General features: G+C 59.1%; 22 protein-coding genes and 1 pseudogene. 6 read left to right on the forward strand and 17 right to left on the reverse strand.

The window, feature by feature from the left end; all coding sequences use genetic code 11:
- Positions 1–107: 107 nt before the first annotated feature.
- The 3 genes from hda to E3W21_RS24880 form a co-directional block, all read right to left on the reverse strand.
- Positions 108–812, reverse strand: a complete 705-nt coding sequence (gene hda, locus E3W21_RS24870) for a DnaA regulatory inactivator Hda (protein ID WP_008148645.1) — start codon at positions 810–812, stop codon at positions 108–110.
- A gap of 230 nt (positions 813–1042) precedes the next feature.
- On the reverse strand, positions 1043–2116 hold the full coding sequence (locus tag E3W21_RS24875; protein ID WP_129442320.1) for an AI-2E family transporter: 1074 nt from the start codon (positions 2114–2116) through the stop codon (positions 1043–1045).
- Between the two features lie 38 nt (positions 2117–2154).
- Positions 2155–3213: a DUF2066 domain-containing protein gene (locus tag E3W21_RS24880; RefSeq protein WP_134422205.1), complete on the reverse strand. Its 1059-nt coding sequence runs from the start codon at positions 3211–3213 to the stop codon at positions 2155–2157.
- Positions 3214–3595: 382 nt separating this feature from the next.
- On the opposite strand from E3W21_RS24880, the gene purM reads away from it, so the two are divergent.
- From purM to E3W21_RS24895, 3 genes are read left to right on the forward strand one after another with little or no spacing between them, the layout of a single operon-like run.
- A complete protein-coding gene (gene purM / locus E3W21_RS24885) occupies positions 3596–4654 on the forward strand; it encodes a phosphoribosylformylglycinamidine cyclo-ligase (RefSeq protein WP_008148639.1) in 1059 nt (352 codons plus the stop codon).
- A gap of 11 nt (positions 4655–4665) precedes the next feature.
- The gene (gene purN, locus E3W21_RS24890) at positions 4666–5316 is read left to right on the forward strand and encodes a phosphoribosylglycinamide formyltransferase (RefSeq protein WP_134422242.1); all 651 of its coding nucleotides are present in this window, start codon (positions 4666–4668) and stop codon (positions 5314–5316) included.
- An 8-nt stretch (positions 5317–5324) separates the two neighbouring features.
- On the forward strand, positions 5325–6038 hold the full coding sequence (locus E3W21_RS24895) for a DUF3108 domain-containing protein (protein ID WP_134422206.1): 714 nt from the start codon (positions 5325–5327) through the stop codon (positions 6036–6038).
- 63 nt (positions 6039–6101) lie between these two features.
- On the opposite strand, the gene E3W21_RS24900 is transcribed toward E3W21_RS24895, so the two are convergent.
- The 3 genes from E3W21_RS24900 to E3W21_RS24910 form a co-directional block, all read right to left on the reverse strand.
- Positions 6102–7280, reverse strand: coding sequence for a cystathionine gamma-synthase (locus E3W21_RS24900; protein WP_134422207.1), 1179 nt, complete (start codon positions 7278–7280; stop codon positions 6102–6104).
- Positions 7277–8653 carry a pyridoxal-phosphate dependent enzyme gene (locus tag E3W21_RS24905; RefSeq protein WP_134422208.1) on the reverse strand — a complete coding sequence of 459 codons (1377 nt, stop codon included), beginning with the start codon at positions 8651–8653 and terminating at the stop codon, positions 7277–7279. The genes E3W21_RS24900 and E3W21_RS24905 overlap by 4 nt, the downstream gene beginning before the upstream one ends.
- A gap of 169 nt (positions 8654–8822) precedes the next feature.
- Complete coding sequence (locus E3W21_RS24910; protein ID WP_134422209.1) at positions 8823–10448, reverse strand: methyl-accepting chemotaxis protein; 1626 nt, start codon at positions 10446–10448, stop codon at positions 8823–8825.
- Positions 10449–10700: 252 nt separating this feature from the next.
- Here E3W21_RS24910 and E3W21_RS24915 point away from each other — a divergent pair, with 252 nt between their 5' ends.
- Positions 10701–11117, forward strand: a complete 417-nt coding sequence (locus tag E3W21_RS24915) for an OsmC family protein (RefSeq protein WP_134422210.1) — start codon at positions 10701–10703, stop codon at positions 11115–11117.
- A gap of 61 nt (positions 11118–11178) precedes the next feature.
- Positions 11179–12039 (forward strand): pirin family protein, encoded by an 861-nt coding sequence (locus tag E3W21_RS24920; RefSeq protein ID WP_134422211.1) that lies wholly within the window; start codon positions 11179–11181, stop codon positions 12037–12039.
- A gap of 99 nt (positions 12040–12138) precedes the next feature.
- On the opposite strand, the gene E3W21_RS24925 is transcribed toward E3W21_RS24920, so the two are convergent.
- The 4 genes from E3W21_RS24925 to E3W21_RS24940 all read right to left on the reverse strand — a co-directional run bounded on the left by E3W21_RS24925 (position 12139) and on the right by E3W21_RS24940 (position 15845).
- Positions 12139–12867, reverse strand: a complete 729-nt coding sequence (locus E3W21_RS24925; protein WP_134422212.1) for a dienelactone hydrolase family protein — start codon at positions 12865–12867, stop codon at positions 12139–12141.
- 66 nt (positions 12868–12933) lie between these two features.
- Entirely contained in the window at positions 12934–14838 is a 1905-nt protein-coding gene (htpG, locus tag E3W21_RS24930) for a molecular chaperone HtpG (RefSeq protein WP_134422213.1), read from the reverse strand.
- An 81-nt stretch (positions 14839–14919) separates the two neighbouring features.
- Positions 14920–15372: a PaaI family thioesterase gene (locus tag E3W21_RS24935; protein WP_129442302.1), complete on the reverse strand. Its 453-nt coding sequence runs from the start codon at positions 15370–15372 to the stop codon at positions 14920–14922.
- Positions 15369–15845, reverse strand: coding sequence for a PaaI family thioesterase (locus E3W21_RS24940; protein WP_134422214.1), 477 nt, complete (start codon positions 15843–15845; stop codon positions 15369–15371). The genes E3W21_RS24935 and E3W21_RS24940 overlap by 4 nt, the downstream gene beginning before the upstream one ends.
- Positions 15846–16003: 158 nt before the next feature.
- On the opposite strand from E3W21_RS24940, the gene E3W21_RS24945 reads away from it, so the two are divergent.
- Positions 16004–16237, forward strand: a complete 234-nt coding sequence (locus tag E3W21_RS24945) for a hypothetical protein (protein ID WP_129442298.1) — start codon at positions 16004–16006, stop codon at positions 16235–16237.
- Between the two features lie 78 nt (positions 16238–16315).
- Here E3W21_RS24945 and E3W21_RS24950 read toward each other — a convergent pair whose 3' ends face one another.
- The 7 genes and pseudogenes from E3W21_RS24950 to odhB form a co-directional block, all read right to left on the reverse strand.
- The gene (locus tag E3W21_RS24950) at positions 16316–16717 is read right to left on the reverse strand and encodes an MAPEG family protein (RefSeq protein ID WP_134422215.1); all 402 of its coding nucleotides are present in this window, start codon (positions 16715–16717) and stop codon (positions 16316–16318) included.
- Positions 16717–17454: a DUF599 domain-containing protein gene (locus E3W21_RS24955; RefSeq protein ID WP_008148609.1), complete on the reverse strand. Its 738-nt coding sequence runs from the start codon at positions 17452–17454 to the stop codon at positions 16717–16719. Before E3W21_RS24955 ends, E3W21_RS24950 begins: the two co-directional genes overlap by 1 nt.
- A 228-nt stretch (positions 17455–17682) precedes the next feature.
- The gene (gene brnQ / locus E3W21_RS24965; RefSeq protein ID WP_129442292.1) at positions 17683–18996 is read right to left on the reverse strand and encodes a branched-chain amino acid transport system II carrier protein; all 1314 of its coding nucleotides are present in this window, start codon (positions 18994–18996) and stop codon (positions 17683–17685) included.
- Positions 18997–19388: 392 nt separating this feature from the next.
- Positions 19389–20271 (reverse strand): annotated as a pseudogene (gene sucD / locus E3W21_RS24970) (succinate--CoA ligase subunit alpha).
- On the reverse strand, positions 20271–21437 hold the full coding sequence (sucC, locus tag E3W21_RS24975; protein WP_008148602.1) for an ADP-forming succinate--CoA ligase subunit beta: 1167 nt from the start codon (positions 21435–21437) through the stop codon (positions 20271–20273). The pseudogene sucD and the gene sucC overlap by 1 nt, the downstream one beginning before the upstream one ends.
- Before the next feature lie 200 nt (positions 21438–21637).
- Positions 21638–23074, reverse strand: a complete 1437-nt coding sequence (lpdA, locus tag E3W21_RS24980) for a dihydrolipoyl dehydrogenase (protein ID WP_129442290.1) — start codon at positions 23072–23074, stop codon at positions 21638–21640.
- Between the two features lie 110 nt (positions 23075–23184).
- On the reverse strand, positions 23185–24405 hold the full coding sequence (gene odhB, locus E3W21_RS24985; RefSeq protein WP_129442288.1) for a 2-oxoglutarate dehydrogenase complex dihydrolipoyllysine-residue succinyltransferase: 1221 nt from the start codon (positions 24403–24405) through the stop codon (positions 23185–23187).
- Between the last annotated feature and the right edge of the window lie 18 nt (positions 24406–24423).

Raw genomic sequence — 24423 nt, forward strand, 5'->3', positions numbered from 1 at the left:
ATCTAAGCGCTTAAGCCCGTTTTAGACGTTCGCGCAGCCTGCAACCCTGTAGGAAAGCGGATTTCTTGACGCCTGAAATATGCCAAATCCCGCGACAGGCCTTGGCTTTACCAGCCTAGCGTTTCTTTCAGGAACGGAATTGTCAGCTTGCGCTGAGCTTGAAGGGAAGCCTGATCGAGACGCTCAAGCAACTCGAAAAGTGCACTCATGCTGCGCGTACCGCGGGTCAAAATAAAATGCCCGACTTCATCGGTCAGGTGCAGACCGCGACGAGATGCACGCAGTTGCAAGGCACGCAATTTGTCTTCGTCGGAGAGCGGACGCATCTGAAAGATCAGCGCCAACGTCAGACGGGATTTGAGGTCCGCCAGCTTCACCGGCAGTTCACGCGGGGATGTCGACGCGGCGATCAATAGGCGTCGACCGCTGTCACGCAGACGATTGAACAGATGGAACAGCGCCTCTTCCCAATCCGCCCGACCGGCCACCGCCTGCAAATCATCCAGGCAGACCAGTTCGTACTGTTCGAGGTTGTCGAGGATGGCGATGCCGCGATCAAGCAGTTCGGCCAACGGCAAATACACCGCCGGCTCCCCCAGTTGCTCGAAGCGCAGGCAGGCCGCCTGCAACAAGTGCGTACGCCCTACCCCGTCCTTGCCCCAGAGGTAAATCAGGCTTTCGGTCCAGCCGGCGTCGGCTTCGCATAGCCGCTCGACATAGCCGAGTGCAGCGGCATTGGCGCCTGGATAGTAATTGATAAAGGTAGCGTCATCACGCAGACGCACACCTAGGGGCAGCTGAATCGGTTTCATGCTGACTGAACAGTTCCAAAGGAACCGTTAGTGGCCTCTGTGTAAAGTTTGCGAAGTTTATACCCGTGAGGCGGGTCGCACAATGCGACAGACCACAAGCAAAATCAAAGGTTTGCGTTAACACCCTGGTTTTATGACAGTTTCTTTGGCAGCGCATGTGACAGCCGCACGAGGGATGTGGGCCAACCCGGCATGGAACCAGGCCGCCCGTTACCCACCATCAACGAACCTTAGCGTTCAGGCTCGTCGACACCACTGTAGATATCAGAATCTTTATACAAATCATGTACATGCCGCACCAGCACCATGATCACCGCCGCCACCGGCAGCGCCAGCAGCACACCGGTGAAACCGAACAGCTCACCCCCTGCCAGAATCGCGAAGATCACCGCCACCGGGTGCAGACCGATCCGGTCCCCCACCAGCAATGGCGTCAGCACCATACCTTCCAGCGCCTGCCCCACCATGAACACCGCGACGATTCCGATCATGGGATACAGATCGCCACCGAACTGGAACAGCCCGGCAATCAAAGCCGCACCGATCCCGATAACGAACCCCATGTACGGCACGATCGCCGCCAGACCGGCAATCAACCCAATCAACAGCCCCAGCTCCAGCCCTACCAACATCAGGCCCGCCGCGTAGATCACGCCCAGCGCCACCATCACCAGCAGCTGTCCGCGCACGAATGCACCCAGCACTTCATGGCATTCACCCGCCAGGATCACAACGCGCTCTTCGCGGTCACGGGGCAGCAGACCGCGGATCTTGGCCATCATCAGGTCCCAGTCCCGCAGCAGATAGAAACTCACCACCGGGATCAGCACCAGATTCGCCAACCAACCGATCAGCGCCAGCCCGGAAGCCGTCGCCTGACTCAGCACGACCCCGACAATGTCAGTGGTCTGGCCCATGTGCTCACTGATTGCAGCCTTGAGCTTGTCGAATTTCCAGAAATTATCCGAGAGTCCGAATTTCGATTGCGCCCACGGCAGTGCGGTGTGCTGCAACCAGTCGAGCATCTGCGGTGCCAATTCGTACAAGCGAAACAGCTGCTTGGCGAGCATCGGCACCAACACCAGTAGCAAGGTCGTGAAAATCAGGGTGAACAGCGCAAACACCGCCACCACGCCCCAGGTCCGAGACAGACCGGCCTTCTCCAGCCGATCCACCAACGGGTCGAACAGATAGGCCAACAGCAGTGCCACCAGAAACGGCGTCAGGATCGGATGCAACAGCCAGACAAACGCGCAGAGCAGGACAACCCCACCCAACCAGAACCAACGCCGCGTATCGGCCATGTACCACTCCATATGCATCTATATAAAGAAAGAAAACCTTACCAACGGAATCGCAACTGCGGCACAGGTGCCGGAGTCGGCGCTACTACCGGTGCCGATCCCTCGGCCGGCTGAGCCGGTGCGACTGGCGCCGGCGCTTCACCGGCCGGAACTTCCTGCAACTTCGCCAGCGACAATTGCGACCTCAACTGTTCGGCGCTGCCATTGACCCGATAGACAATCCGGTCGCCGTCGACACTTTGCAGACGCGCACCAAACGGTTCCAGCAAACGCCCAAGCGCCGCGTAGTGCTCCAGATTCATGCCCTGTACTTCGAGCAATTGTTCGCCCGAAGCACCCGGTTTGACGACAAAGCGAGGCGCCAGCCGCTCACTGACCGCCAGCATCACCGCATCGGCCACCGCAGCCTGATCCGCACCTTCTACGCTGCCCGCCTCTTTCTTGTCACCGAGCCACAAATGCCACTTGGCCTGCCACTGTCCGCCCTCTTCACGGGCATGCACCGCGAGCAAGGCGTCAGCGTTGTAACGCTCCGATGCACCGCGCAGTGGCGTCGCGTCCGCACCTTCCAGATTCGGTGCCGTGGCGACGATCTGCTCACTCAGATCGGCAAGCGGCAGGCGCAGCGGCAAACCACGGTGTTGCGCTGCTCGGCGCAGCGGCGCAGCACTGGCCTGGCCATCACCGACGAGGCTCGAACCCTCGGTGGAATCGTTCAACCACCAGCCGAGGATCGAAGGCCGGTTCGCCCCCCACAACGACAGCCCGGCACGGCGCAACGCTTGCTCGGTGGTGGCCGGGTCGAAATCGACCTTCAGCACTTCCGGCGGGCCGGCGTCAAAGCCGTACTGACTGATGATTTGCTGCGGGTCCTTGCGCAGTGCCGCCAACCCCGGACTTTGCGCAGCCTTGGGATCACCGGTCAGACGCAACACCAACGTATCCAGCGCTTGCTGGGTCGCTTGATCACGCACTTCCGGGGTTTGACCACTGACAGGCTGACGCACCTGATACAGATTTTTGACGGTTTCGGCGTGACTCGCCAGGCTGACCAATGACATACAGCCCGCAAACAAAAATCTAGAAAAAAAACGCATGGAGGATTCCTGACGACAAGAGCGGCTGGAACAGGCCGCGTGAACCGGATTGAGCAAGGCTGTGACCACGCCCCCAAGCAAAACATTCACCTGACCCTGGTAAGTTTTTGCACTGTCCTAACGATAGACGGTTAATAGCGATACCTTATACAGCCATGAAGGAGGCGACCAACACGGGCAATGAAGGTTTTTTTAAGCTGATATGCCCCTGCCGTCGGCCTGAGGATGGCCGCTGCCCTTCAAGCCTGATAAAATCGCGCGCCTTCGCAGACCGGCAACAGCCGGGCACCCTGAAATTCGCGGATGGCAATCGCCTTCGTCAGTTTCGGTGGTCCCACTGGACTCGGTCGTTACCCCTGAATCCCCCCTAAAGGCCTGGATCATGAGCAAGCAACCCTCCCTGAGCTACAAGGACGCCGGTGTAGACATCGACGCCGGTGAAGCATTGGTCGAACGCATCAAGAGCGTCGCCAAGCGCACTGCGCGCCCGGAAGTCATGGGCGGCCTGGGCGGTTTCGGCGCCCTCTGCGAAATCCCGGCCGGCTACAAACAGCCCGTGCTGGTTTCCGGCACCGACGGCGTCGGCACCAAGCTGCGCCTGGCACTGAACCTGAACAAGCACGACAGCATCGGCATCGACCTGGTTGCCATGTGTGTGAACGACCTGGTGGTTTGCGGCGCTGAGCCGCTGTTCTTCCTCGACTACTACGCCACCGGCAAACTCAACGTCGAAACCGCGACCCAGGTCGTGACCGGCATTGGCGCTGGCTGTGAATTGTCCGGCTGCTCCCTGGTTGGCGGCGAAACCGCTGAAATGCCAGGCATGTACGAAGGCGAAGACTACGACCTGGCCGGCTTCTGCGTCGGCGTCGTGGAAAAATCCGAAATCATCGACGGTTCCAAAGTCGCTGCCGGCGATGCCCTGCTCGCCCTGCCGTCTTCCGGCCCGCACTCCAACGGCTACTCGTTGATCCGCAAGATCATCGAAGTGTCCGGTGCCGACATCGAAAACATCCAGCTCGACGGCAAACCGCTGACCGACCTGCTGATGGCCCCGACCCGCATCTACGTGAAGCCGCTGCTCAAGCTGATCAAGGAAACCGGCGCCGTGAAAGCCATGGCCCACATCACCGGCGGTGGCCTGCTGGACAACATCCCGCGCGTTCTGCCAAAAGGCGCACAAGCCGTGGTTGACGTTGCGAGCTGGACCCGTCCTGCCGTGTTCGACTGGCTGCAAGAGAAAGGCAACGTTGACGAAAACGAAATGCACCGCGTGCTGAACTGCGGCGTGGGCATGGTCATCTGCGTTGCTCAAGAGCACGTTGAAACCGCGTTGAACGTGCTGCGTGAAGCCGGCGAGCAGCCTTGGGTCATCGGTCAGATCTCCACCGCTGCCGAAGGCGCGGCTCAGGTTGAACTGAAGAACCTCAAGGCACACTGATGCAAGTGCCGATGTCCCAGACCTGTGATGTGGTGGTGCTGTTGTCCGGCACCGGCAGTAACTTGCAGGCCTTGATCGACAGCACGCGGACCGGCGACAGCCCGGCCCGCATCGCTGCGGTGATTTCCAACCGCGCCGACGCCTACGGCCTGCAACGCGCCAGGGACGCGGGTATCGACACCCGCACCCTGGATCACAAGGCTTTCGAAGGCCGCGAGGCCTTCGATGCCGCGCTGATCGAACTGATCGACGCGTTCTACCCCAAACTCGTGGTACTGGCCGGCTTCATGCGCATTCTCAGCGCAGGCTTCGTGCGCCACTACCAGGGTCGCCTGCTCAATATCCATCCTTCGCTGCTACCCAAATACAAAGGGTTACACACGCATCAGCGCGCGCTGGAGGCCGGCGACACCGAGCACGGCTGCTCCGTGCACTTCGTCACCGAGGAACTCGATGGCGGACCACTGGTCGTACAGGCAGTAATACCGGTAGAGTTGCACGATTCGCCGCAGAGTCTGGCGCAGCGAGTTCATACCCAGGAACACCTGATTTACCCGCTGGCTGTACGCTGGTTTGCCGAAGGTCGTGTATCACTCGGCGAGCAAGGTGCTTTACTGGATGGAAAGTTACTCGCGGCCAGCGGCCACTTGATTCGAACCTAGGAGATTTTATGCGTCGCGCCCTGCTCTTCGCTTGCGCTCTGCTCGCACTGCCATTTGCGCAGGCTGCAGAACTTCAACCTTTCTCCGCCAGCTACACCGCTGACTGGAAGCAGTTGCCCATGAGCGGCACCGCTGAACGAAGCCTGACCAAGCAAGCCAACGGCGCCTGGAAGCTCAGCTTCAAGGCCTCGATGATGATCGCCAGCCTGACCGAAGAAAGCATCCTGACGCTGGACAAGGACACCTTGCTGCCGCAGTCCTACCACTTCGAACGTGGCGGCTTGGGTAAAGCCAAGAAGGCTGACCTGGATTTCGACTGGACCAACAAAATGGTCACCGGCACCGATCGGGGTGACCCGGTCAAGATCCCGCTCAACCGTGGCATGGTCGACAAATCCACTTATCAGCTGGCCCTGCAACACGATGTGGCTGCCGGCAAGAAAAGCATGAGCTACCAGGTCGTCGACGCTGGCGAAGTCGATACCTATGACTTCCGCGTGCTGGGTTCGGAAAAGGTCGACACCAAGGCTGGCCAGATCGATGCGATCAAGGTCGAGCGCGTGCGCGACCCGACACAAAGCAAGCGCATCACCGTCCTGTGGTTCGCCAAGGACTGGGATTACCTGTTGGTTCGTTTGCAACAGGTTGAAACCGACGGCAAGGAGTACAACATCATGCTCCTCGACGGTACGGTCAACGGCAAGGCTGTCAAAGGCAGCTGATCCGGCTCGACACAAAAATCCGGAATCCGATAAGGGTTCCGGATTTTTTTTGCCTGCTGAAATTCAGATCCGCGCCAGCGCCTGTGCCAGGTCGGCGCGCAGGTCTTCGACATCCTCGACCCCCACGGACAACCGCACCAGCGCATCGCCGATGCCGAGTTGCGCGCGGGTGCCTGCGGGGATGCTGGCGTGGGTCATGATCGCCGGGTGCTCGATCAGGCTTTCCACCCCGCCCAGGCTCTCGGCCAAGGCAAAGATCCGCACACTCTCGAGGAAGCGCGTGGCGCCGGCCAGGTCGCTGTTCAGGTCGAGGGATATCATCCCGCCGAAACCGCGCATCTGCCGCTGCGCCAGTTCGTGCTGCGGGTGCGACGGCAGGCCCGGATAATAGACGCGCGCCACCTGCGGCTGACGTTCCAGCCATTGCGCCAGGTCCAGCGCGTTATTGCAGTGGCGTTCCATGCGCAGCGCCAGGGTCTTCACGCCGCGCAGGGTGAGGAAAGCGTCGAACGGCCCGGCAATCGCGCCTACCGAGTTCTGCAGGAAGCCCAGACGCTCCGCCAGGTCTGCGTTTTGTCCGACCACCGCAATGCCGCCGATCACGTCGGAGTGGCCGTTCAGGTACTTGGTGGTCGAGTGCAGCACGATGTCGAAGCCAAGCTCCAGCGGGCGCTGTATCCAGGGGCTGGCAAAGGTGTTGTCGGCGACACAAATAATGCCTCGCGAGCGACAGATGCGCGCGACGGCGGCGAGGTCCGTCAGGCTCAGCAAGGGATTGCTTGGCGTCTCGACCCAAACCATCTTCGTGTCGGGCTGCAGTGCTGCTTCGAATCCCGCCAGGTCAGTCAGGTCGACGAAGCTGAAGCGATGCCCGGCGCTGCGTTTGCGCACCTTGTCGAACAGCCGAAAGGTGCCGCCGTACAAATCATTGCCGGAGACGATGTGCGAGCCCGCGTCGAGCAGCTCGAGCACCGTGGAGATCGCTGCCAGCCCGGAGGCGAACGCGAAGGCCTGGGAGCCGCCTTCGAGGTCTGCAACGCAACGTTCCAGCGCAAAGCGCGTCGGGTTGTGCGAGCGCCCGTAGTCGAAGCCCTTGTGCACACCGGGGCTCTGCTGCAAATAGGTGGAGTTGGCGTAAATCGGCGGCATCAGCGCCCCGGTGGTGGGGTCGGGCGTTTGCCCGGCATGGATCACACGGGTGGCGAAGGCGCGTGGCACAGCGTTTTCATCGTGTTGACTCATGTAAGGGATCTCCGTAGGTGAATGAGCATGTCGACTCGAGTAATCAAGCCGTAGAAGCCCGAAGCGTCGGCGATGATCGCCACCAGCCCACGGTCGAGCTCCGCCCGTAGTTCAGCCAGACTGGCGCCTGGAGGCAGGGTTTGCAGCTTATCGGTCATCGCGCTGGCCACGCTCGCGCGAAAGTGCGAAGCCTCTTCTTGCATGCCCAGCAGAATGTCGGACTCGTCGATCACGCCGACCAGCCGCTGCCCGCCCTCCAGCACCGGCAGTTGCGACACATCCGCCAGGCGCATGCGCTGGAACGCGATGAGCAGCGTGTCGTCCGGGCCCACGCTGATCACCCGGCCATCCTCGAAGCGCCGCGAGATCAGGTCGCGCAGATCGCCGTAATGTTTGTATTGCAGCAGGCCCTGATCGTTCATCCACTGGTCGTTGTAGACCTTCGACAGGTAGCGCGTGCCGGTGTCGCAGACGAAGCTGACGACCCGCTTCGGCTCGGTCTGCTCGCGGCAGTAACGCAGCGCCGCCGCCAGCAGTGTGCCGGTTGAAGAGCCGCCGAGTATGCCTTCGGCGCGCAGCAGTTGGCGGGCATGATCGAAGCTTTCCTCGTCGCTGATCGAGTAGGCGTGGCGCACGCTGGACAGGTCGGCAATCGACGGAATGAAGTCCTCGCCGATGCCCTCCACCGCCCAGGAGCCGGGCGTGCTCATGATGCCGCTGCGGCTGTATTCGGCCATCACCGAGCCGACCGGATCGGCCAGCACCATGACCAGGTCCGGTTGCACGCGGCGAAAGAAACGGGTCAACCCGGTCAGCGTGCCGGCCGAGCCAACGCCGACGACGATGGCGTCCAGGTCATGCTGAGTCTGCGCCCAGATTTCCGGCGCGGTGCTGCACTCGTGGGCCAGCGGGTTGGCCGGGTTGTTGAATTGATCGGCGAAGAAGGCGTCGGGGATTTCCTGCGCCAGCCGGGCCGCAACGTCCTGGTAGTAATCGGGATGGCCCTTGCCAACGTCGGAGCGGGTGATGTGCACCTCGGCGCCCATCGCCTTGAGGTGCAAGACCTTCTCGGTGGACATCTTGTCCGGCACCACCAACACCACTCGGTAACCCTTGGCACGGCCGACCAGGGCCAGGCCAAGGCCGGTGTTGCCAGCGGTGGCCTCGACGATGGTGCCGCCGGGTCGCAGGCTGCCATCGCGCTCGGCGGCGTCGATCATCGCCAGGCCGATGCGATCCTTGATCGAGCCGCCGGGGTTCTGTGATTCGAGCTTGAGGAACAGCGTGCACGGGCCGGTATCGAAACGGCTGACGCGCACCAGCGGCGTATTGCCGATCAGTTCGAGCACGGCGGGTCGGGAGTCGGTGGGCATGTCGTCACCTCGCTACGAAAATTAGCACTGGATGGACAGCAACCGGCGACGAATCATTGCGCGCCAGTCGCAGGCAAAGTATCGCTTGGACCATAGGCCGGGATGGCGCCACCCGCAACCTTGCACAGCCAGCCGGTAGCGTCGCCGGAACGACAAATCCGCTCGGCGTTCAGACCGAGAACCGCGCCACCATCGTATTAAGATCGACCGCCAACCGAGACAGCTCCTGGCTCGCCGCACTGGTTTGATTCGCCCCGGCCGACGTCTGCAACGCAAGATCGCGAATATTCATCAGGTTGCGATCCACCTCACGCGCGACAGCCGCTTGCTCCTCCGAGGCGCTGGCAATCACCAGGTTGCGCTCATTGATCAGGGTAAACGCCGTGGCGATTTCTTCCAGCGCCGTACCGGCGGCTTTCGCCACTTCCAGAGTCGAACGCGCCCGAGTGTTGCTCTGCTGCATCGAGCTGACCGCAGCATCGGTGCCTTGCTGGATGCCAGCGATCATCTGCTCGATTTCCTGGGTCGATTGCTGAGTCCGGTGCGCCAGCGCCCGCACTTCATCGGCCACCACCGCAAACCCGCGCCCGGCACTCCCGGCCCGCGCCGCTTCGATGGCCGCGTTCAGGGCCAGCAAGTTCGTTTGCTCGGCAATCGAGCGAATCACGTCCAGGACTTTGCTGATGCCATAAACTTTCTGCGCCAGGTCCTCGACCTGGGTCGCATTGGCCGTGACATCGTCGGCCAGGGATTCGATGGACAACACGGTCTGATGCACCTGCTCGCGACCGTGCTGGGCGATCCGGTCGGATTCCCGAGACGCTTCGGACGTGGCCACCGCATTGCTCGCAACCTCCTCCACCGCTGCGGTCATCTGATTCACCGCCGTGGCGGCCTGGTCGATTTCCAGGCTCTGCTGATGCAGACCCCGGGTGGCCTCTTCAGTCACACAACTGAGTTCTTCCGAGGCCGAGGCCAACTGGCTGGATGAGTCGGAAATACGCCGCAGAGTTTCGCGCAAACTCCCCTGCATGCTCTTGAGCGCGTGCAACAGCCGCGCTGGCTCGTCCTTGCCGGTGATGCTGATATCACCGGTGAGATCGCCGCCAGCCACCCCTTCAGCCACCTTCAACGATTGGGAAAGCGGCACGACGATGCTGCGGGTCAGCAGCAGCGCCAGGCCGATGGTCATCAGCGCCGTCAGGCCGATCATCACCCCGACCCAGACCCGCGATTGGCTGAACACCTGGCGCCCCCCCTCCGTCGCCAGGTTGGCGTTGTGCTTGTTCAGCTCGACCAATGCCTTGAGGGTGACGGTGATTTCATCGGCCAACGGACTCATCTCGCCATTGAGGATGGCGGCCGCCTCTTCCACCCGTCCCTGGGCAGACAGCGTCATCACCTGAGTCTGGAACTGCAGGTAGTGTTGCTCCGAGGCTTTGAAGCGGTCGAACAGCACGCGCTCTTCGGGCAGCACGATCAGCGCGTCATAACGCTGCTGAGGCTCACCCAGGGTGCCTTTGAGTTCGTTGAGTTTGTTGACGTTTTGCATCAGCGCCTGCGGGTCCCGATTGAGCAGCAGACGCATAGTCAATGCCCGCAGCCGCAGCATGTCCTGATTCATCTCCCCGACCGCCATCACGCTGGGCAGCCAGTTGTCATCGACCTGATCGGACTGCGCGCGCATGTTCGACATTTGCAGCAGGGCGAACGCCCCCAATCCAAACACCATCAACGCCAGCAGGCCAAAACCCAGGCCCGCGCGCGGCGCAATATTGAGACTTCTGATACTCATTGCTCTGGTTCCTTCCAAAAGTGCCGCATCAACCCTGCAGCAGGTTGCCTTAGAAGGTATCGGCCCTGAGAGATTTTGCGTAAGACGAAAAAGTGATATCAAAACGCCTCACTACTTCGATCGTCGGGCGGTAACGATTCAGCGCACGGCAATGGGCGAGCGAAAAAGTGGAACGCGTAACAAGAGGAGTGCTCTATACCTTCAAGGTCTTTTTTGATCGAATGACTTTTCCTGTTGCCTGCGAGGTTTCCCATGACTGTCACCGTCAATACCGTTTCCGCCGAAGGTTTTCGTCACAGCGTACAGATCGATGACCATGAACTCTTTGCCGACGTACCGACACTCGCCGGCGGCGAAGGCTCGGCGCCCGAGCCACACGATTACTTCGACGCGGCCCTCGGCGCCTGCAAGGCCCTGACCCTGAAGATGTACGCGAAGAAGAAAGACATCCCGCTGACCGGTGTCACGGTCGAAGTCAAACGTGACAACAGCGAAGAGCAGAAAGGTAAATATGCCCTGCACGTCAAACTGACACTCAAAGGTGTGCTCACCGACGCTCAGCGCGATGAGCTGCACCACGTGGCCGACCGTTGCCCGGTCCACAAGTTGATGACCAGCACCGACGTCAGCATCGAAACGCACCTGTCTGAAGGTGCCTTCAGCCAATAGCGGCAAGGGCTGCGCAAGCGGGTTATGCTCCACGCATTACCCGCTCAGCCTGGAATGCAGCATGAACACTCCGCTCGTGATTCGTCCCCGCGCCGAAGATGTCGAGGGTCAACCGATTCTTCGCCCGCTGCCGTCAGCCAAATGCCGCAGCGTCGGACCTTTCGTGTTTTTCGACCATATGCTCGAAACCCGTTATGAGGCGGGAAAAGGCATGAACATCCGTCAGCATCCGCACATTGGTCTGTCGACCCTCACGTACTTGTTCGAAGGAAAAATCCAGCACAAGGACAGCCTCGGCTCCGATCAGGTGGTGGAGGCCGGTGATGTCAGCTGGATGACGGCGGGCAGCGCGATTGCCCACGTCGAGCGCACGCCTGAGGCGTTGAAGGACAGCGGCTTCACGATGCATGGTTTGCAGATTTGGCTGGCCTCACCAAAAGATAAAGAGCACGGTCCCGGACACTACAGTCACCACCCGGCGGCCACGCTGCCGGTCAGCGATAACCTGGGAGTGAAGATCCGGATGATTGCCGGGTCAGGCTTTTGCCTGGAATCACCGGTCCCGGTGCTTTCTCCCACGCTGTATGCCGAATTGAACCTGCAAACGGCGACCACATTGCTGATTCCAACCGAGCATGAAGAGCGGGCGTTGTATGTGCTGGACGGCGAGGTGCAACTGGATGGCGAGCTGGTAGAACCGCATTCACTGGTGGTGTTGCCGGCCGGGGAAGAGATGACGCTGTTCGCTGAAAGCGACTGTCATGCCGTGCTGTTTGGGGGTGCGCCTCTGGATGGGCCGCGGCGAATCAACTGGAATTTTGTGGCGAGCGATCCGGCGTTGATCGATGAAGCGCGCCGGCGCTGGGCGGCCGGGGATTGGCCGACGGTGCCGGGGGAAAGTGAGCGGATCGAATTGCCTTAGGGCAAAAATCAAAAGATCGCAGCCTTCGGCAGCTCCTACATGTAAATGCATTCCCCTGTAGGAGCTGGCGCAGCCTGCGATCTTTTGATCTTGAGGCAATCAGCCTTTAAAAACTTCATCCAGCAAGTTGTACATCGACGCAAACGCACGCCCCGCCGTCTTCGCGTCATACATCATCATGCCCGGCACATTGGCGTGCGGATCGGTGAAGGAATGCACCGCGCCGCCGTAGCTCAGCAGTTGCCAATCCACGCCCGCCGCATTCATTTCTTCTTCAAACGCCGGCAGTTGCTCTTTCGGCACCAATGGATCGGATGCGCCGTGCAGCACCAGTACCGAGCCTTTGATGTTTTTGGCATCCGCCGGGTTCGGCGTATCGAGCGAGCCATGGAACGACACCGCCGCTTTCACTGGCGCACCAGTGCGGGCCAACTCCAGCGCACAGCAACCGCCAAAGCAGAAACCGAACGTCGCCAGCTTCGCGGTATCGACTGCCGCCTCGCCCTGGGCCTGCAATTGCTCGAAGGCCGCCGCCATACGCTTGCGCAGCAATGCGCGGTCGTTCTTCAGCGGCATCATCGCCGCACCCGCCTCGTCGCCGTTCTGCGGACGGACCGACTGGCCGTAGAGGTCCGCGATCAGCACCACATAACCCTTGGACGCCACGGACTTGGCGATCTCCTCGGCACCGGCGCTGACGCCCATCCAGTTCGGCGCCATCAACAGGCCGGGACGTGGGCCTTTGTAGTCGGCATCGAACGCCAGACGGCTTTCATACGACTGGCCATCAATCTGATAAGCGACGGAACGAACCATGATCTGGCTCATGACTAACTCCCAGTAAAAGACACCAGAATAAAAAAACCCGCCGAAGCGGGTTTTTGTACAACGCAGTTAAACCGACAGTTCAACCAGCAGCTTGTTGAGACGGCGCACGTAGGCGGCCGGGTCTTTCAAGCTGTCGCCGGCGGCCAGGGCCGCCTGATCGAAGAGAATGTGCGACAGATCGCCGAAGCGTTCGTCGCTCTGCTCGTTGTCGAGCTTCTCGATCAGCGGGTGAGCCGGGTTGAATTCGAAGATCGGCTTCGATTCAGGAACCTTCTGACCGCTGGCTTCCAGGATCTGACGCATCTGCATCCCCAGGTCCTGCTCGCCGATGGCCAGAATCGCCGGGGAATCGGTGAGACGATGGGAAACCCGCACTTCAGCGACGGAATCGCCCAGTGCAGTTTTCAGACGCTCAACCAGACCTTCTTTGGACTTGGCGACTTCTTCCGCGGCTTTCTTGTCTTCTTCCGAATCCAGATTGCCCAGGTCCAGGTCACCACGCGCCACGTCGACAAAGCTCTTGCCGTCGAAGTCGTTGAGGTAGCTCATCAGCCACTCGTCGATGCGGTCGGTCAGCAGCAACACTTCGATGCCTTTCTTGCGGAAGACTTCCAGGTGCGGGCTGTTCTTGACTTGCGCGTAGGTTTCGCCGGTCAGGTAGTAGATCTTGTCCTGACCTTCCTTGGCGCGAGCCAGGTATTCGGCCAGACCCACCACTTGCTCGCCTTCATCACCACTGGTCGATGCGAAACGCAGCAGGCCAGCGATTTTCTCTTTATTGGCGAAGTCTTCTGCCGGGCCTTCTTTCATGACCTGGCCAAAGTTTTTCCAGAAGCTCTTGTATTGCTCAGGCTCGTTCTTCGCCAGCTTTTCCAGCATGTCGAGAACGCGCTTGGTCAGCGCCGACTTCATGGAATCGATGATCGGGTCTTTCTGCAGAATTTCCCGCGACACGTTCAGCGACAGGTCGTTGGAATCGACCACGCCTTTGATGAAGCGCAGGTACAGCGGCAAGAACGACTCTGCCTGATCCATCACAAACACGCGCTGCACGTACAGCTTCAAGCCTTTCGGCGCTTCACGCTGGTACAGATCGAACGGAGCACGGGCCGGCACGTAGAGCAGCGAGCTGTATTCGAGCTTGCCTTCGACCTTGTTGTGGCTCCAGCTCAGCGGGTTCTCGAAGTCGTGAGCGACGTGTTTGTAGAACTCCTGGTATTCCTCGTCTTTCACTTCAGTGCGAGGGCGAGTCCACAGGGCGCTGGCGCGGTTGACGGTTTCCCATTCAACGACCGGTTGCTCTTCGCCTTCAGCGGCGGCCACTTCTTTCGGCAACTCGATCGGCAGAGCGATGTGGTCGGAGTACTTCTTGATGATGTTGCGCAGACGCCAGCCATCGGCGAATTCGTCTTCACCCGATTTCAGGTGCAGGACAATGCGAGTGCCGCGTTCGGCCTTCTCAACGGTGGCAACTTCAAATTCGCCTTCGCCCTGGGATGCCCAGTGCACGCCTTCGCTGGCAGCATCACCGGCACGACGGCTGAAAACGTCAACTTTATCGGCGACGATGAATGCAGAGTAGAAACCCACACCGAACTGACCGATCAGGTGCGAGTCTTTTTTCTGATCGCCAGAGAGATGTTTCATGAAATCGGCGGTGCCGGATTTGGCGATGGTCCCCAGGTGGGTGATCGCTTCTTCGCGGCTCATGCCGATGCCGTTGTCTTCGAGGGTGACGGTTTTAGCGTCCTTGTCGAAGCTCACACGGATTTTCAGCTCGGCGCCACCTTCCAGCAACTCAGGCTTGGACAGGGCTTCGAAACGTAATTTGTCGACAGCGTCAGAGGCGTTCGAGATCAATTCGCGAAGGAAAATTTCCTTGTTGGAATACAGCGAATGGATCATGAGGTGCAGCAGTTGCTTCACCTCGGTCTGGAAGCCCAGGGTTTCCTTTTGAGTTTCCACACTCATGGTCATCAAACTCCAATCAGATGGCAGTGGCCGCGACCTGAAGGGTCGGCGGCGGGTTGTCATCAAAGTTGGGGGCTGAGTTCAGGATTTCAAGGGCTCTTCAATTTTGAAATGGGCGCGGGCAGTGGCAATCGGTTCGGCTTCAGTGCTTTGCCAGGCCGTAATCGCAACGTTGGCGACCCGGCGACCCTGCCGGCAAACCTGGCATCTGGCCCAGGTGTCGCGAAACTGCCCGGCGCGCAGATAGTCGAGGGAGAAATCGATGATCTTCGGCACACCCGGCGAACCGGCGAAAATCAGCAGGTGCAGCGCTGCGGACAACTCCATGAACCCGGCAATCACGCCACCATGAATCGCCGGCAATAAAGGGTTACCAATGTTGTCCTTGTTGGCCGGCAAGCGAAACAGCAGATCATCCCCCACCCGCGAACATTCGACGCCGATCAGTTTGGCGTAGGGAATCAGGTGCAGCAGCGAGGCGTAGTCGCCCTGCTCATGTGCCTGCTGAAGTTGTTCCTTGAAGGAATCGGTCATTTCGCACCTCCGGCGATGACGCCGCCAAAGCCTTTGGTGCCCTTGATGGCTTTGCCCATGCGCATGAAGGTGCCCATCACATGGGCGATGGGCTGCTCGGGATCGTCCTGGTAGGCAAAACCGCGAGCAAAGATCACATCAGTGGTCACCCGGTAGCACTGGGCAAAACCGTAGACATCTTTATGCGGCTCGGCGGCGTGCATGTAGTCGATGCGCAGGTCGAGGGTCGGGCAAACTTCGAACTCGGGCAGCACGCAGAGGGTGGACATGCCGCAGGCCGTGTCCATCAGCGAGGTCAGCGCCCCGCCATGAATCACGCCGGTTAGCGGGTTGCCAACAATTTGCGGACTGTACGGCAGGATGACCGTCAGGCCTTCGCTGCTGGCGTTGTGAACCCGCAGCCCAAGTACCTGACAATGTCGCAGCGCCGATAGAAATCGTGTAGCGCGCTCAAAAACGGGGTTTTCGGCCATTTTGATAAAACTCTTCTTAGTGTTCAGGCAACGCACTAGGCGTTTTTAGTAAAAGTTCCCGTCGGAATAATCTTATATATCTGTATGAATTGAGGAACTTAACGCTATGGGCAGTGCTCGAAAGACCAGTAGATATTTTCCATAAGGAGAAACACCCCATGCGTAAGACTTTAGCTATTGCCTTGATGTTGACCGCTTCCCTCGGTCTCGCAGCCTGCGATAAAAAATCCGAGGACAAAGCTCAAGATGCTAACAAACATGCCGAGCAAGCTCAGCAAGATATGAGTAAAGCTCAGGATAAAGTGAACGACGCGGCGAAAGAAAACGCCGAAGCCGCAAAAGCTCAGGCTGAATCGAACGAAGCAGCCAAAAAAGAAGCACCTAAAAACTAAAACAGTTTTTAGCGTGATAAAGAAAACCCGCCAAGTGCGGGTTTTCTTTTGCCTGGTTTTTTGTTTGCGAAGCAGGCGCTACAGCAAAATAGCTCTAAAAGTCGGACTAATCATCAACAGCAACGAACACACTAGTCCAACGGACCATACCAGGCTCCGCTGCCAGGCCAGATCAACCCAATAGCACAGCAAATAAATGATTCGCGAAATCACGAAGATGATTGCCAGCAAGTCGATCAGCCACCCCGCTGTCTGCGTGGTGTGAGCCATCAACACCCCCACCGCGAAAAGAATGAACGCCTCAAAACAGTTTTGATGAGCCGCCAACGCACGGGCACCAAAGCCAGTCAGTTGCGCCTGTTGCTGACGCGGCAGATGGTTGTCATAACCGCCCTGGTCATTCATTGCCTTGGCCACAGGAATTTTTGCCAAAAAAATCAGCAGGGCACTGATAAACACACACCAGAACGGAATACTCATCAAACAGCCTCTTTAATCGCCTCAGGCAATGGCGCCTCTGTAGGTGTATAGACCATCACGTCGAGAACGTCGGAATGAAACTCCCGGCGATACAACACCAGCACCACGCCGGCACTCATCAACATGAACAACCACGGGCTGACGAACCAGGCCAGCATGGTCATGCCGAAGTAGTAGGAGCGCAGTCCGAAGTTGAACTGGTTGGCGGCCATGGAAATGACGCGGGCCGCCCGGGCAGCAAAGGCTTTGCGCTCTTGTTCGGAAACGTGACGCTCACCGACCATCGGCGCCGAGCCCACCAGAATGGCCGCAAAGTTGTACTGGCGCATGCACCAGCTGAACGTAAAGAACGCATAGACAAACACCAGCGCCAGGCACAGCAACTTGATCTCCGACATCCCCTGGGATGCCTGTTGCACCATCGGGATATCCGCCAACAACGACACTGCCCGTTCGGAGGCTCCGAGCACCGTGAGAATGCCGGCCAGGATAATCAGTGTGCTGGAGGCGAAGAACGAGGCGTTGCGCTCCAGGTTACCGATTACGCTGGCGTCAGCGATGCGGTTGTCGCGCAACAGCATGCGGCGCATCCAGTCTTCGCGATAAAGGTGCAGCACGCTGGCCAGGCACGCGGTGTCGCGGCCCTTCCACGTCGCATAACGGGTGTAACCGCCCCAGCAGATGGCGAACCAGAGCGCGGCGAGGATGTGGATCATGTTGGCGTGGATGAACGACATGCAGGTCCTTGTGATGTTTATGCGGAGTACCGAAATCCCTGTGGGAGCGGGCTTGCTCGCGAAGGCGGTGTATCAGTCAACATAACTATTGAATGTCATGCCCTCTTCGCGAGCAAGCTCGCTCCCACATTAGATTTGTACAAGCCCATAAAAAAATGCCCCGTATCGATTGATACGGGGCATTTCCATGTGTGTTCACGACCCGCTTGTGGCGGGCCATGAAGCGGCTTAAGCCAGTGCTTCTTCGCGCTTGCCCAGCAGGCGATCGCAAACCACCGCGACAACCAGGGTCATGACCGACGGCACCAGCCAGGCCAGGCCTTGCTCGCTCAGCGGCAGGTGAGACAACTGAGTCGGCATCCAGTCCGCCAGACCCGCGCCCTTGAGGGCGTCGATCAAACCGAAGATGAACGACACCAGCATCACCGGACCGACGATTCGGCCCTGCTCATGCCAGAAGTCCTTGCAGAAGCTCAGGGCGACCAGGGCAATGCACGGCGGGTAGATCGCGGTCAGCACCGGGATCGAGAACGCAATCAGCTTGGTGAGGCCCAGGTTGGACACCAGCAGGGAGAATGCGGCCAGGATGATGACCAATGTCTTGTAGGAAAGCGGCAGCACACGGCTGAAGTATTCGGCGCAAGCGCATGTCAGACCCACCGCAGTCACCAGACAGGCCAGGGAAATCAGCACCGCCAGAAAACCGCTGCCCAGAGAGCCGAAGGTGTGTTGCACGTAAGCGTGCAACACCGCCGCGCCGTTGGTGGCACCCGCGGCCACTTCATGGCTGCCCGAACCGAGACGGAACAGGCTGACGTAAACCAGCGCCAGACCCACGCCGGCAATCAGCCCGGCGATGATCGCGTAACGGGTAATCAGCACCGGCGACTCGACGCCACGGGAGCGGATTGCGTTGACGATGACAATGCCAAACACCAGCGCACCCAGGGTATCCATGGTCAGGTAACCATTGATGAAGCCTTGGGAGAACGGTGCCGCCACGTATTCCGGGGTGGCCACGCCGACATCACCGGCCGGCAATGCAAACGCGGCGATGCCGAGCGCGGCCAGGGCGATGATCTTCAGCGGTGCGAGGAAACGTCCTACGGTATCCAGCAGCCGGCCCGGATAGAGCGAGATGAAGAACACCAGCAGGAAGTACACCGAGCTATAGAGGAACAGTGCCAGCGGGCTCTCGCCGGTCAGCGGCGCCAAGCCGACTTCAAACGACACGGTGGCGGTGCGCGGTGTCGCGAACAGCGGGCCGACAGCGAGGTAGCACGCGGCAGCCAGCAGGCCACCGGCGACTTTCCCGATCGGGCTGCTCAAGGCATCCATGGCGCCACCGACCTTGGCCAAGGCGACAACGGTGATCACCGGCAGACCGACCGCGGTGATCAGAAAGCCCAGCGCCGCCATCCAGACATTTGGACCGGACTGCAGACCGACGATAGGCGGGAAGATGATGTTGCCAGCCCCGACAAACAGGGCAAACGTCATAAAACCAAGTGCCAGGATGTCCTGGCCTTTCAACACTTTCATTAAGGAAATACCACACTACTGAATCGGAATTTAGAGAGGGATTTCCCTGAGGGGTGAGGGAAATGCTGTCGGTCCGAATAGGACTGACCCGTTTAGCGCGTAACAACCTTGTGGGCCGCGGACGCAAAAATGGCTGCTAGCCTAACGAATTTGCCCGACAAACGCACTGTTAGGGTGCGATCTNATCCGATACGCGACACTTCCGTGTCGCGTTTACATATAAAAAGATCAAAAGATCGCAGCCTCGTTGCACTCGACAGCTCCTACAAGGTTTTCGTATCCCCTGTAGGAGCTGTCGAGTGCAACGAGGCTGCGATCTTTTGATCTTCGCAAATGACAAAGGCCACCCGAAGGTGGCCTTTGTTTGGTGAAGCGTCAGATAAGCGCGAGGCTTACTTGATCGCCCAACCGGTCAGCTCGGACAAAGCCTTGNCCGATGTCTGCCAGCGAACGCACGGTTTTAACGCCTGCGTCTTCCAGGGCAGCAAACTTCTCGTCTGCAGTGCCTTTGCCGCCAGAGATGATTGCGCCAGCATGGCCCATGCGCTTGCCCGCAGGGGCAGTCACACCAGCGATGTAGGAAACAACCGGCTTGGTCACGTGTGCCTTGATGTAGGCAGCCGCTTCTTCTTCAGCCGAACCGCCGATCTCACCGATCATAACGATCGCTTCGGTCTTCGGGTCTTCCTGGAACAGCTTCAGGATGTCGATGAAGTTCGAGCCTGGGATCGGGTCACCGCCGATGCCGACGCAAGTCGACTGACCGAAACCGGCGTCAGTAGTCTGCTTAACAGCTTCGTAGGTCAGGGTGCCGGAACGGGAAACGATACCGACCTTGCCTGGCAAGTGAATGTGACCTGGCATGATGCCGATCTTGCATTCGCCTGGAGTGATCACGCCTGGGCAGTTAGGACCGATCAGGACTACGCCCAGCTCGTCGCACTTGACCTTGGCATCCAGCATGTCCAGGGTAGGAATGCCTTCAGTGATGCAAACGATCAGCTTGATGCCGCCGAATGCTGCTTCCAGGATGGAATCCTTGCAGAAAGGAGCTGGAACGTAGATCACGCTGGCGGTGGCGCCAGTGGCAGCTACAGCGTCTTTCACGGTGTTGAACACTGGCAGACCCAGGTGCTCGGTGCCGCCTTTACCAGGAGTTACGCCACCAACCATCTTGGTGCCGTATTCGATGGCTTGCTGGGTGTGGAAACTACCTTGCGAACCGGTAATACCCTGGCAGATAACTTTGGTGTCTTTATTGATCAGGACGCTCATTATTTGCCCTCCGCAGCTTTGACAACTTGTTGAGCAGCGTCGGTCAGGCTGGTAGCAGCGATGATGTTCAAACCGCTTTCTGCCAGTACTTTAGCGCCCAGCTCAGCGTTGTTGCCTTCAAGGCGAACAACAACCGGGATTTTCACGCCGACTTCTTTCACAGCGCCGATGATGCCTTCGGCAATCATGTCGCAACGAACGATGCCGCCGAAGATGTTGACCAATACTGCAGCGACGTTAGTGTCGGACAGGATGATCTTGAACGCTTCGGTAACGCGTTCTTTGGTAGCACCGCCGCCCACGTCGAGGAAGTTGGCTGGTTTGCCGCCATGCAGGTTGACGATGTCCATGGTACCCATGGCCAGGCCAGCACCGTTGACCATGCAACCGATGTTGCCTTCCAGCGCTACGTAGTTCAGTTCGAACTTGGCAGCGTGCGCTTCGCGCGGATCGTCTTGCGACGGATCGTGGAAAGTCTTCAGCTTAGGCTGACGGTACATGGCGTTGGCGTCGATGTTGATCTTGGCGTCGAGGCAATGCAGATCGCCGTCAGCCTTGATCACCAGCGGGTTCACTTCCAGCAGAGCCAGGTCGTGATCCTTGAACAGCTTGGCCAGACCTACGAAGATCTTGGCGAACTGAGCAACTTGCTTGCCTTCCAGACCCAACTGGAATGCCAGCTCGCGACCCTGGAATGGCTGAGCGCCAACCAGTGGATCGATAGTAGCCTTGAGGATTTTCTCAGGGGTGTCGTGAGCGATTTTCTCGATGTCCACGCCACCTTCGGTGGAAGCCATGAACACGATGCGACGGCTCGAACGGTCAACGACAGCGCCCAGGTACAGCTCTTTAGCGATATCAGTGCACGATTCAACCAGGATCTTGGTGACTGGCTGACCATTGGCATCAGTCTGGTAAGTCACCAGACGCTTGCCCAACCACTGTTGAGCGAATGCTTTGGCGTCTTCTTTGCTGCGAACCAGCTTAACGCCGCCCGCTTTACCGCGACCACCTGCGTGAACCTGGGCTTTGACAACCCATTCGGTCCCGCCGATCTTGTCGCACGCTTCTGCTGCTGCTTCCGGGGTGTCTACGGCGAAACCCTGGGATACTGGCAGGCCGTATTCAGCGAACAGCTGCTTACCCTGATACTCATGAAGATTCATGCTTATTACCGTCTTCGTTAGGTACTGCGCATTCGGTGCTGCACTTTTTCAAGTGCCGCACCACCTGTGACTGCTGCTTGCGTAGGTGTTCCGGATAACCGGTGAGACTACGCAAGGCTGCGTCCGGCGGACATTCCGCGGTGAGTCTTGCACGCAAGGCTCACGACGGGCCTTCCGCCGTGGTTTCTTATTGTCTTGTCTTAACGCTTCTTGCGGTTGGCAATGTGGATGGCGCCGCCATTCACAGCCAAAGCTGCTTCGTGCAAGGCTTCGGACAGGGTCGGATGGGAGAAAACCATCATGCCCAGGTCTTCAGCGCTGGTGCCGAATTCCATGCCGATCGCGCCCTGCTGAACCAGTTCTGCAGCGCTCGGGCCAATCACGTGGACGCCCAATACGCGGTCAGTCTTGGCATCAGCAATGACTTTCACGAAACCGCCGGTATCGTTGGCTGCCATGGCACGGCCACTGGCTGCGAACGGGAAAGTGCCGACGTTAACTTCAACGCCTTCAGCTTTCAAGGTCTGCTCGGTTTTACCGACCCACGCGATTTCCGGGTGAGTATAAATAACAGACGGGATCAGGTCATAGTTGATTTGGGCTTTGTGGCCCTTGATGCGCTCAACCACCATGATGCCTTCTTCGGACGCCTTGTGCGCCAGCATCATGCCGCGAACCACGTCGCCGATCGCGTAAACGCCCGGTACGCTGGTCGCGCACTGGTCGTCAACGAAAACGAAACCGCGCTCGTCGATGTTCACACCGCTGTCAGATGCCAGCAGTTCGGTGGTCACTGGACGGCGACCAACGGCAACGATCAGCTTGTCGAACGTGATGTTCTGTTCGCCATTGGCATCGGTGTAGTTCACGACAACTTCGTTGCCGTTCACTTTGGAACCGGTGACGCGAGCGCCCAGCTTGATGTCCAGACCTTGTTTGGTCAGGGTCTTGTAGGCTTCTTTGGAAACGGCGTCGTCAGCCGCTGGCAGGAACTTCTCCAGCGCTTCCAGAACAACCACTTCGGAACCCAGACGGGACCAGACCGAACCCAGTTCCAGGCCGATCACGCCAGCGCCGATCACGCCCAGGCGCTTGGGTACCGATTGGAATTCCAGTGCGCCGGTCGAATCGACGATCACGTTCTGGTCAACCGGAGCCGGTGGAATGTCGATCGGACGCGAGCCCGAAGCCAGAATCACGTTCTCGGCTTCGATGATTTCGACGGTGCCGTCTGCCTTGGTCAGTTCGACTTTCTTGCCGGCCAGCAGTTTGCCGTGGCCTTGCAGGGAAGTGACGCCGTTAGCCTTGAACAGGGTGGCAACGCCAGAGGTCAGGCCTTTGACGATGTTGGCTTTACGGCCAACCATTGCAGCCACGTCCATGGTCACGCCAGCGTGATTGATACCGTGGATCGCGAAGCCTTCTTTGGCTTCCTTGTATTTCCAGGAGCTGTCCAGCAGCGCCTTGGATGGAATGCAGCCGACGTTCAGGCAAGTACCGCCGAGGGCCAGTTTGCCTTCCTTGTCGGTGTATTTCTCGATGCAGGCAGTGGAGAGGCCCAGTTGCGCTGCTTTAATGGCAGCCACGTAGCCGCCAGGGCCCGCGCCAATCACTACCACGTCGAATTTCTGAGTCATGTGTCATTCCTTCTCGAATCAAACCGGACGGCCCCTTTTGAGGACCGTCGTGGGACGAAGCTGGTCATTACAGGAGGGCCGTCCATCACTGGACGGCCCGTGCAACGAAATCAGATATCCAGCAGCAAACGAGCCGGGTCTTCCAGCAGGTTCTTGATGGTAACCAGGAAGGTCACAGCTTCTTTGCCATCGATCAGACGGTGATCGTAGGACAGCGCCAGGTACATCATCGGACGGATAACAACCTGACCGTTAATCGCCATAGGACGCTGCAGAATGTTGTGCATGCCCAGGATGGCCGCTTGCGGCGGGTTGACGATCGGGGTCGACATCATCGAACCGAAAGTACCACCGTTAGTGATGGTGAAAGTACCGCCGGTCATCTCGTCCATCGACAGTTTGCCGTCACGAGCCTTCTTGCCGAAGGTGGCGATGCCGCCTTCGATTTCAGCCAGGCTCATCAGTTCGGCGTTACGCAGAACCGGAACAACCAGGCCGCGGTCGCTGGAAACAGCGACACCGACGTCGGCATAGCCGTGGTAAACGATGTCAGCACCGTCGATCGACGCGTTGACAGCCGGGAAGCGTTTCAGTGCTTCGGTGGCAGCCTTGACGAAGAACGACATGAAGCCCAGGCGCACGCCGTTGTGGGACTTCTCGAACAGGTCCTTGTACTTCGAACGCAGCGCCATGACTTCGGTCATGTCGACTTCGTTGAAAGTGGTCAGCATTGCCATGTTCGATTGAGCTTCAACCAGACGCTTGGCGACGGTGGCCCGTACGCGGGTCATCGGTACGCGCTTCTCGATGCGATCGCCGGCAGCGAACACTGGAGCAGCAGCGGCAGGAGCAGCAGCCTTGGCAGGTGCGGCAGCCGGAGCGGCTTTCTTGGCAGCTACAGCGGCAACAACGTCTTCCTTGGTCACACGACCGCCTTTGCCAGTGCCGGCAACGGAAGCGATGTTGATACCGTTTTCTTCAGCCAGCTTGCGAGCAGCCGGTGCAGCAACAGGATCATCTTCGCCTTCAGCGGCTGGAGCAGCAGCTTGTGCAGCGGCCGGAGCAGCGGCAGCAGCTGGAGCGGCAGCAGCGCCGCCCGCTTCGATGGAGCCCAGGACTTCGTCGGACAGAACGACGTCGCCTTCGTTCTTGACGATAGCGCCCAGCACACCATCAGCGGTGGCCAACACTTCCAGTACGACTTTGTCAGTTTCGATGTCGACGATCAGGTCGTCGCGCTTGACGGCGTCGCCCGGCTTTTTGTGCCAGGTGGCAACGGTGCCATCGGCAACCGATTCCGGGAAAGTGGGGGCTTTGATTTCGATAGCCATTATCTGTGGGTCCTTAAA

The organism is Pseudomonas sp. F01002, assembly GCF_004402115.1.
Taxonomy (GTDB): domain Bacteria; phylum Pseudomonadota; class Gammaproteobacteria; order Pseudomonadales; family Pseudomonadaceae; genus Aquipseudomonas; species Aquipseudomonas frigoris.

Excerpts from the sequence above, each read along its gene's own strand:
- hda (WP_008148645.1), bottom strand. The coding sequence starts at position 812 with ATGAAACCGATTCAGCTGCCCCTAGGTGTGCGTCTGCGTGATGACGCT.
- E3W21_RS24875 (WP_129442320.1), bottom strand. The coding sequence starts at position 2,116 with ATGGCCGATACGCGGCGTTGGTTCTGGTTGGGTGGGGTTGTCCTGCTC.
- E3W21_RS24880 (WP_134422205.1), bottom strand. The coding sequence starts at position 3,213 with ATGCGTTTTTTTTCTAGATTTTTGTTTGCGGGCTGTATGTCATTGGTC.
- purM (WP_008148639.1), top strand. The coding sequence starts at position 3,596 with ATGAGCAAGCAACCCTCCCTGAGCTACAAGGACGCCGGTGTAGACATC.
- purN (WP_134422242.1), top strand. The coding sequence starts at position 4,666 with ATGTCCCAGACCTGTGATGTGGTGGTGCTGTTGTCCGGCACCGGCAGT.
- E3W21_RS24895 (WP_134422206.1), top strand. The coding sequence starts at position 5,325 with ATGCGTCGCGCCCTGCTCTTCGCTTGCGCTCTGCTCGCACTGCCATTT.
- E3W21_RS24900 (WP_134422207.1), bottom strand. The coding sequence starts at position 7,280 with ATGAGTCAACACGATGAAAACGCTGTGCCACGCGCCTTCGCCACCCGT.
- E3W21_RS24905 (WP_134422208.1), bottom strand. The coding sequence starts at position 8,653 with ATGCCCACCGACTCCCGACCCGCCGTGCTCGAACTGATCGGCAATACG.
- E3W21_RS24910 (WP_134422209.1), bottom strand. The coding sequence starts at position 10,448 with ATGAGTATCAGAAGTCTCAATATTGCGCCGCGCGCGGGCCTGGGTTTT.
- E3W21_RS24915 (WP_134422210.1), top strand. The coding sequence starts at position 10,701 with ATGACTGTCACCGTCAATACCGTTTCCGCCGAAGGTTTTCGTCACAGC.
- E3W21_RS24920 (WP_134422211.1), top strand. The coding sequence starts at position 11,179 with ATGAACACTCCGCTCGTGATTCGTCCCCGCGCCGAAGATGTCGAGGGT.
- E3W21_RS24925 (WP_134422212.1), bottom strand. The coding sequence starts at position 12,867 with ATGAGCCAGATCATGGTTCGTTCCGTCGCTTATCAGATTGATGGCCAG.
- htpG (WP_134422213.1), bottom strand. The coding sequence starts at position 14,838 with ATGAGTGTGGAAACTCAAAAGGAAACCCTGGGCTTCCAGACCGAGGTG.
- E3W21_RS24935 (WP_129442302.1), bottom strand. The coding sequence starts at position 15,372 with ATGACCGATTCCTTCAAGGAACAACTTCAGCAGGCACATGAGCAGGGC.
- E3W21_RS24940 (WP_134422214.1), bottom strand. The coding sequence starts at position 15,845 with ATGGCCGAAAACCCCGTTTTTGAGCGCGCTACACGATTTCTATCGGCG.
- E3W21_RS24945 (WP_129442298.1), top strand. The coding sequence starts at position 16,004 with ATGCGTAAGACTTTAGCTATTGCCTTGATGTTGACCGCTTCCCTCGGT.
- E3W21_RS24950 (WP_134422215.1), bottom strand. The coding sequence starts at position 16,717 with ATGAGTATTCCGTTCTGGTGTGTGTTTATCAGTGCCCTGCTGATTTTT.
- E3W21_RS24955 (WP_008148609.1), bottom strand. The coding sequence starts at position 17,454 with ATGTCGTTCATCCACGCCAACATGATCCACATCCTCGCCGCGCTCTGG.
- brnQ (WP_129442292.1), bottom strand. The coding sequence starts at position 18,996 with ATGAAAGTGTTGAAAGGCCAGGACATCCTGGCACTTGGTTTTATGACG.
- sucC (WP_008148602.1), bottom strand. The coding sequence starts at position 21,437 with ATGAATCTTCATGAGTATCAGGGTAAGCAGCTGTTCGCTGAATACGGC.
- lpdA (WP_129442290.1), bottom strand. The coding sequence starts at position 23,074 with ATGACTCAGAAATTCGACGTGGTAGTGATTGGCGCGGGCCCTGGCGGC.
- odhB (WP_129442288.1), bottom strand. The coding sequence starts at position 24,405 with ATGGCTATCGAAATCAAAGCCCCCACTTTCCCGGAATCGGTTGCCGAT.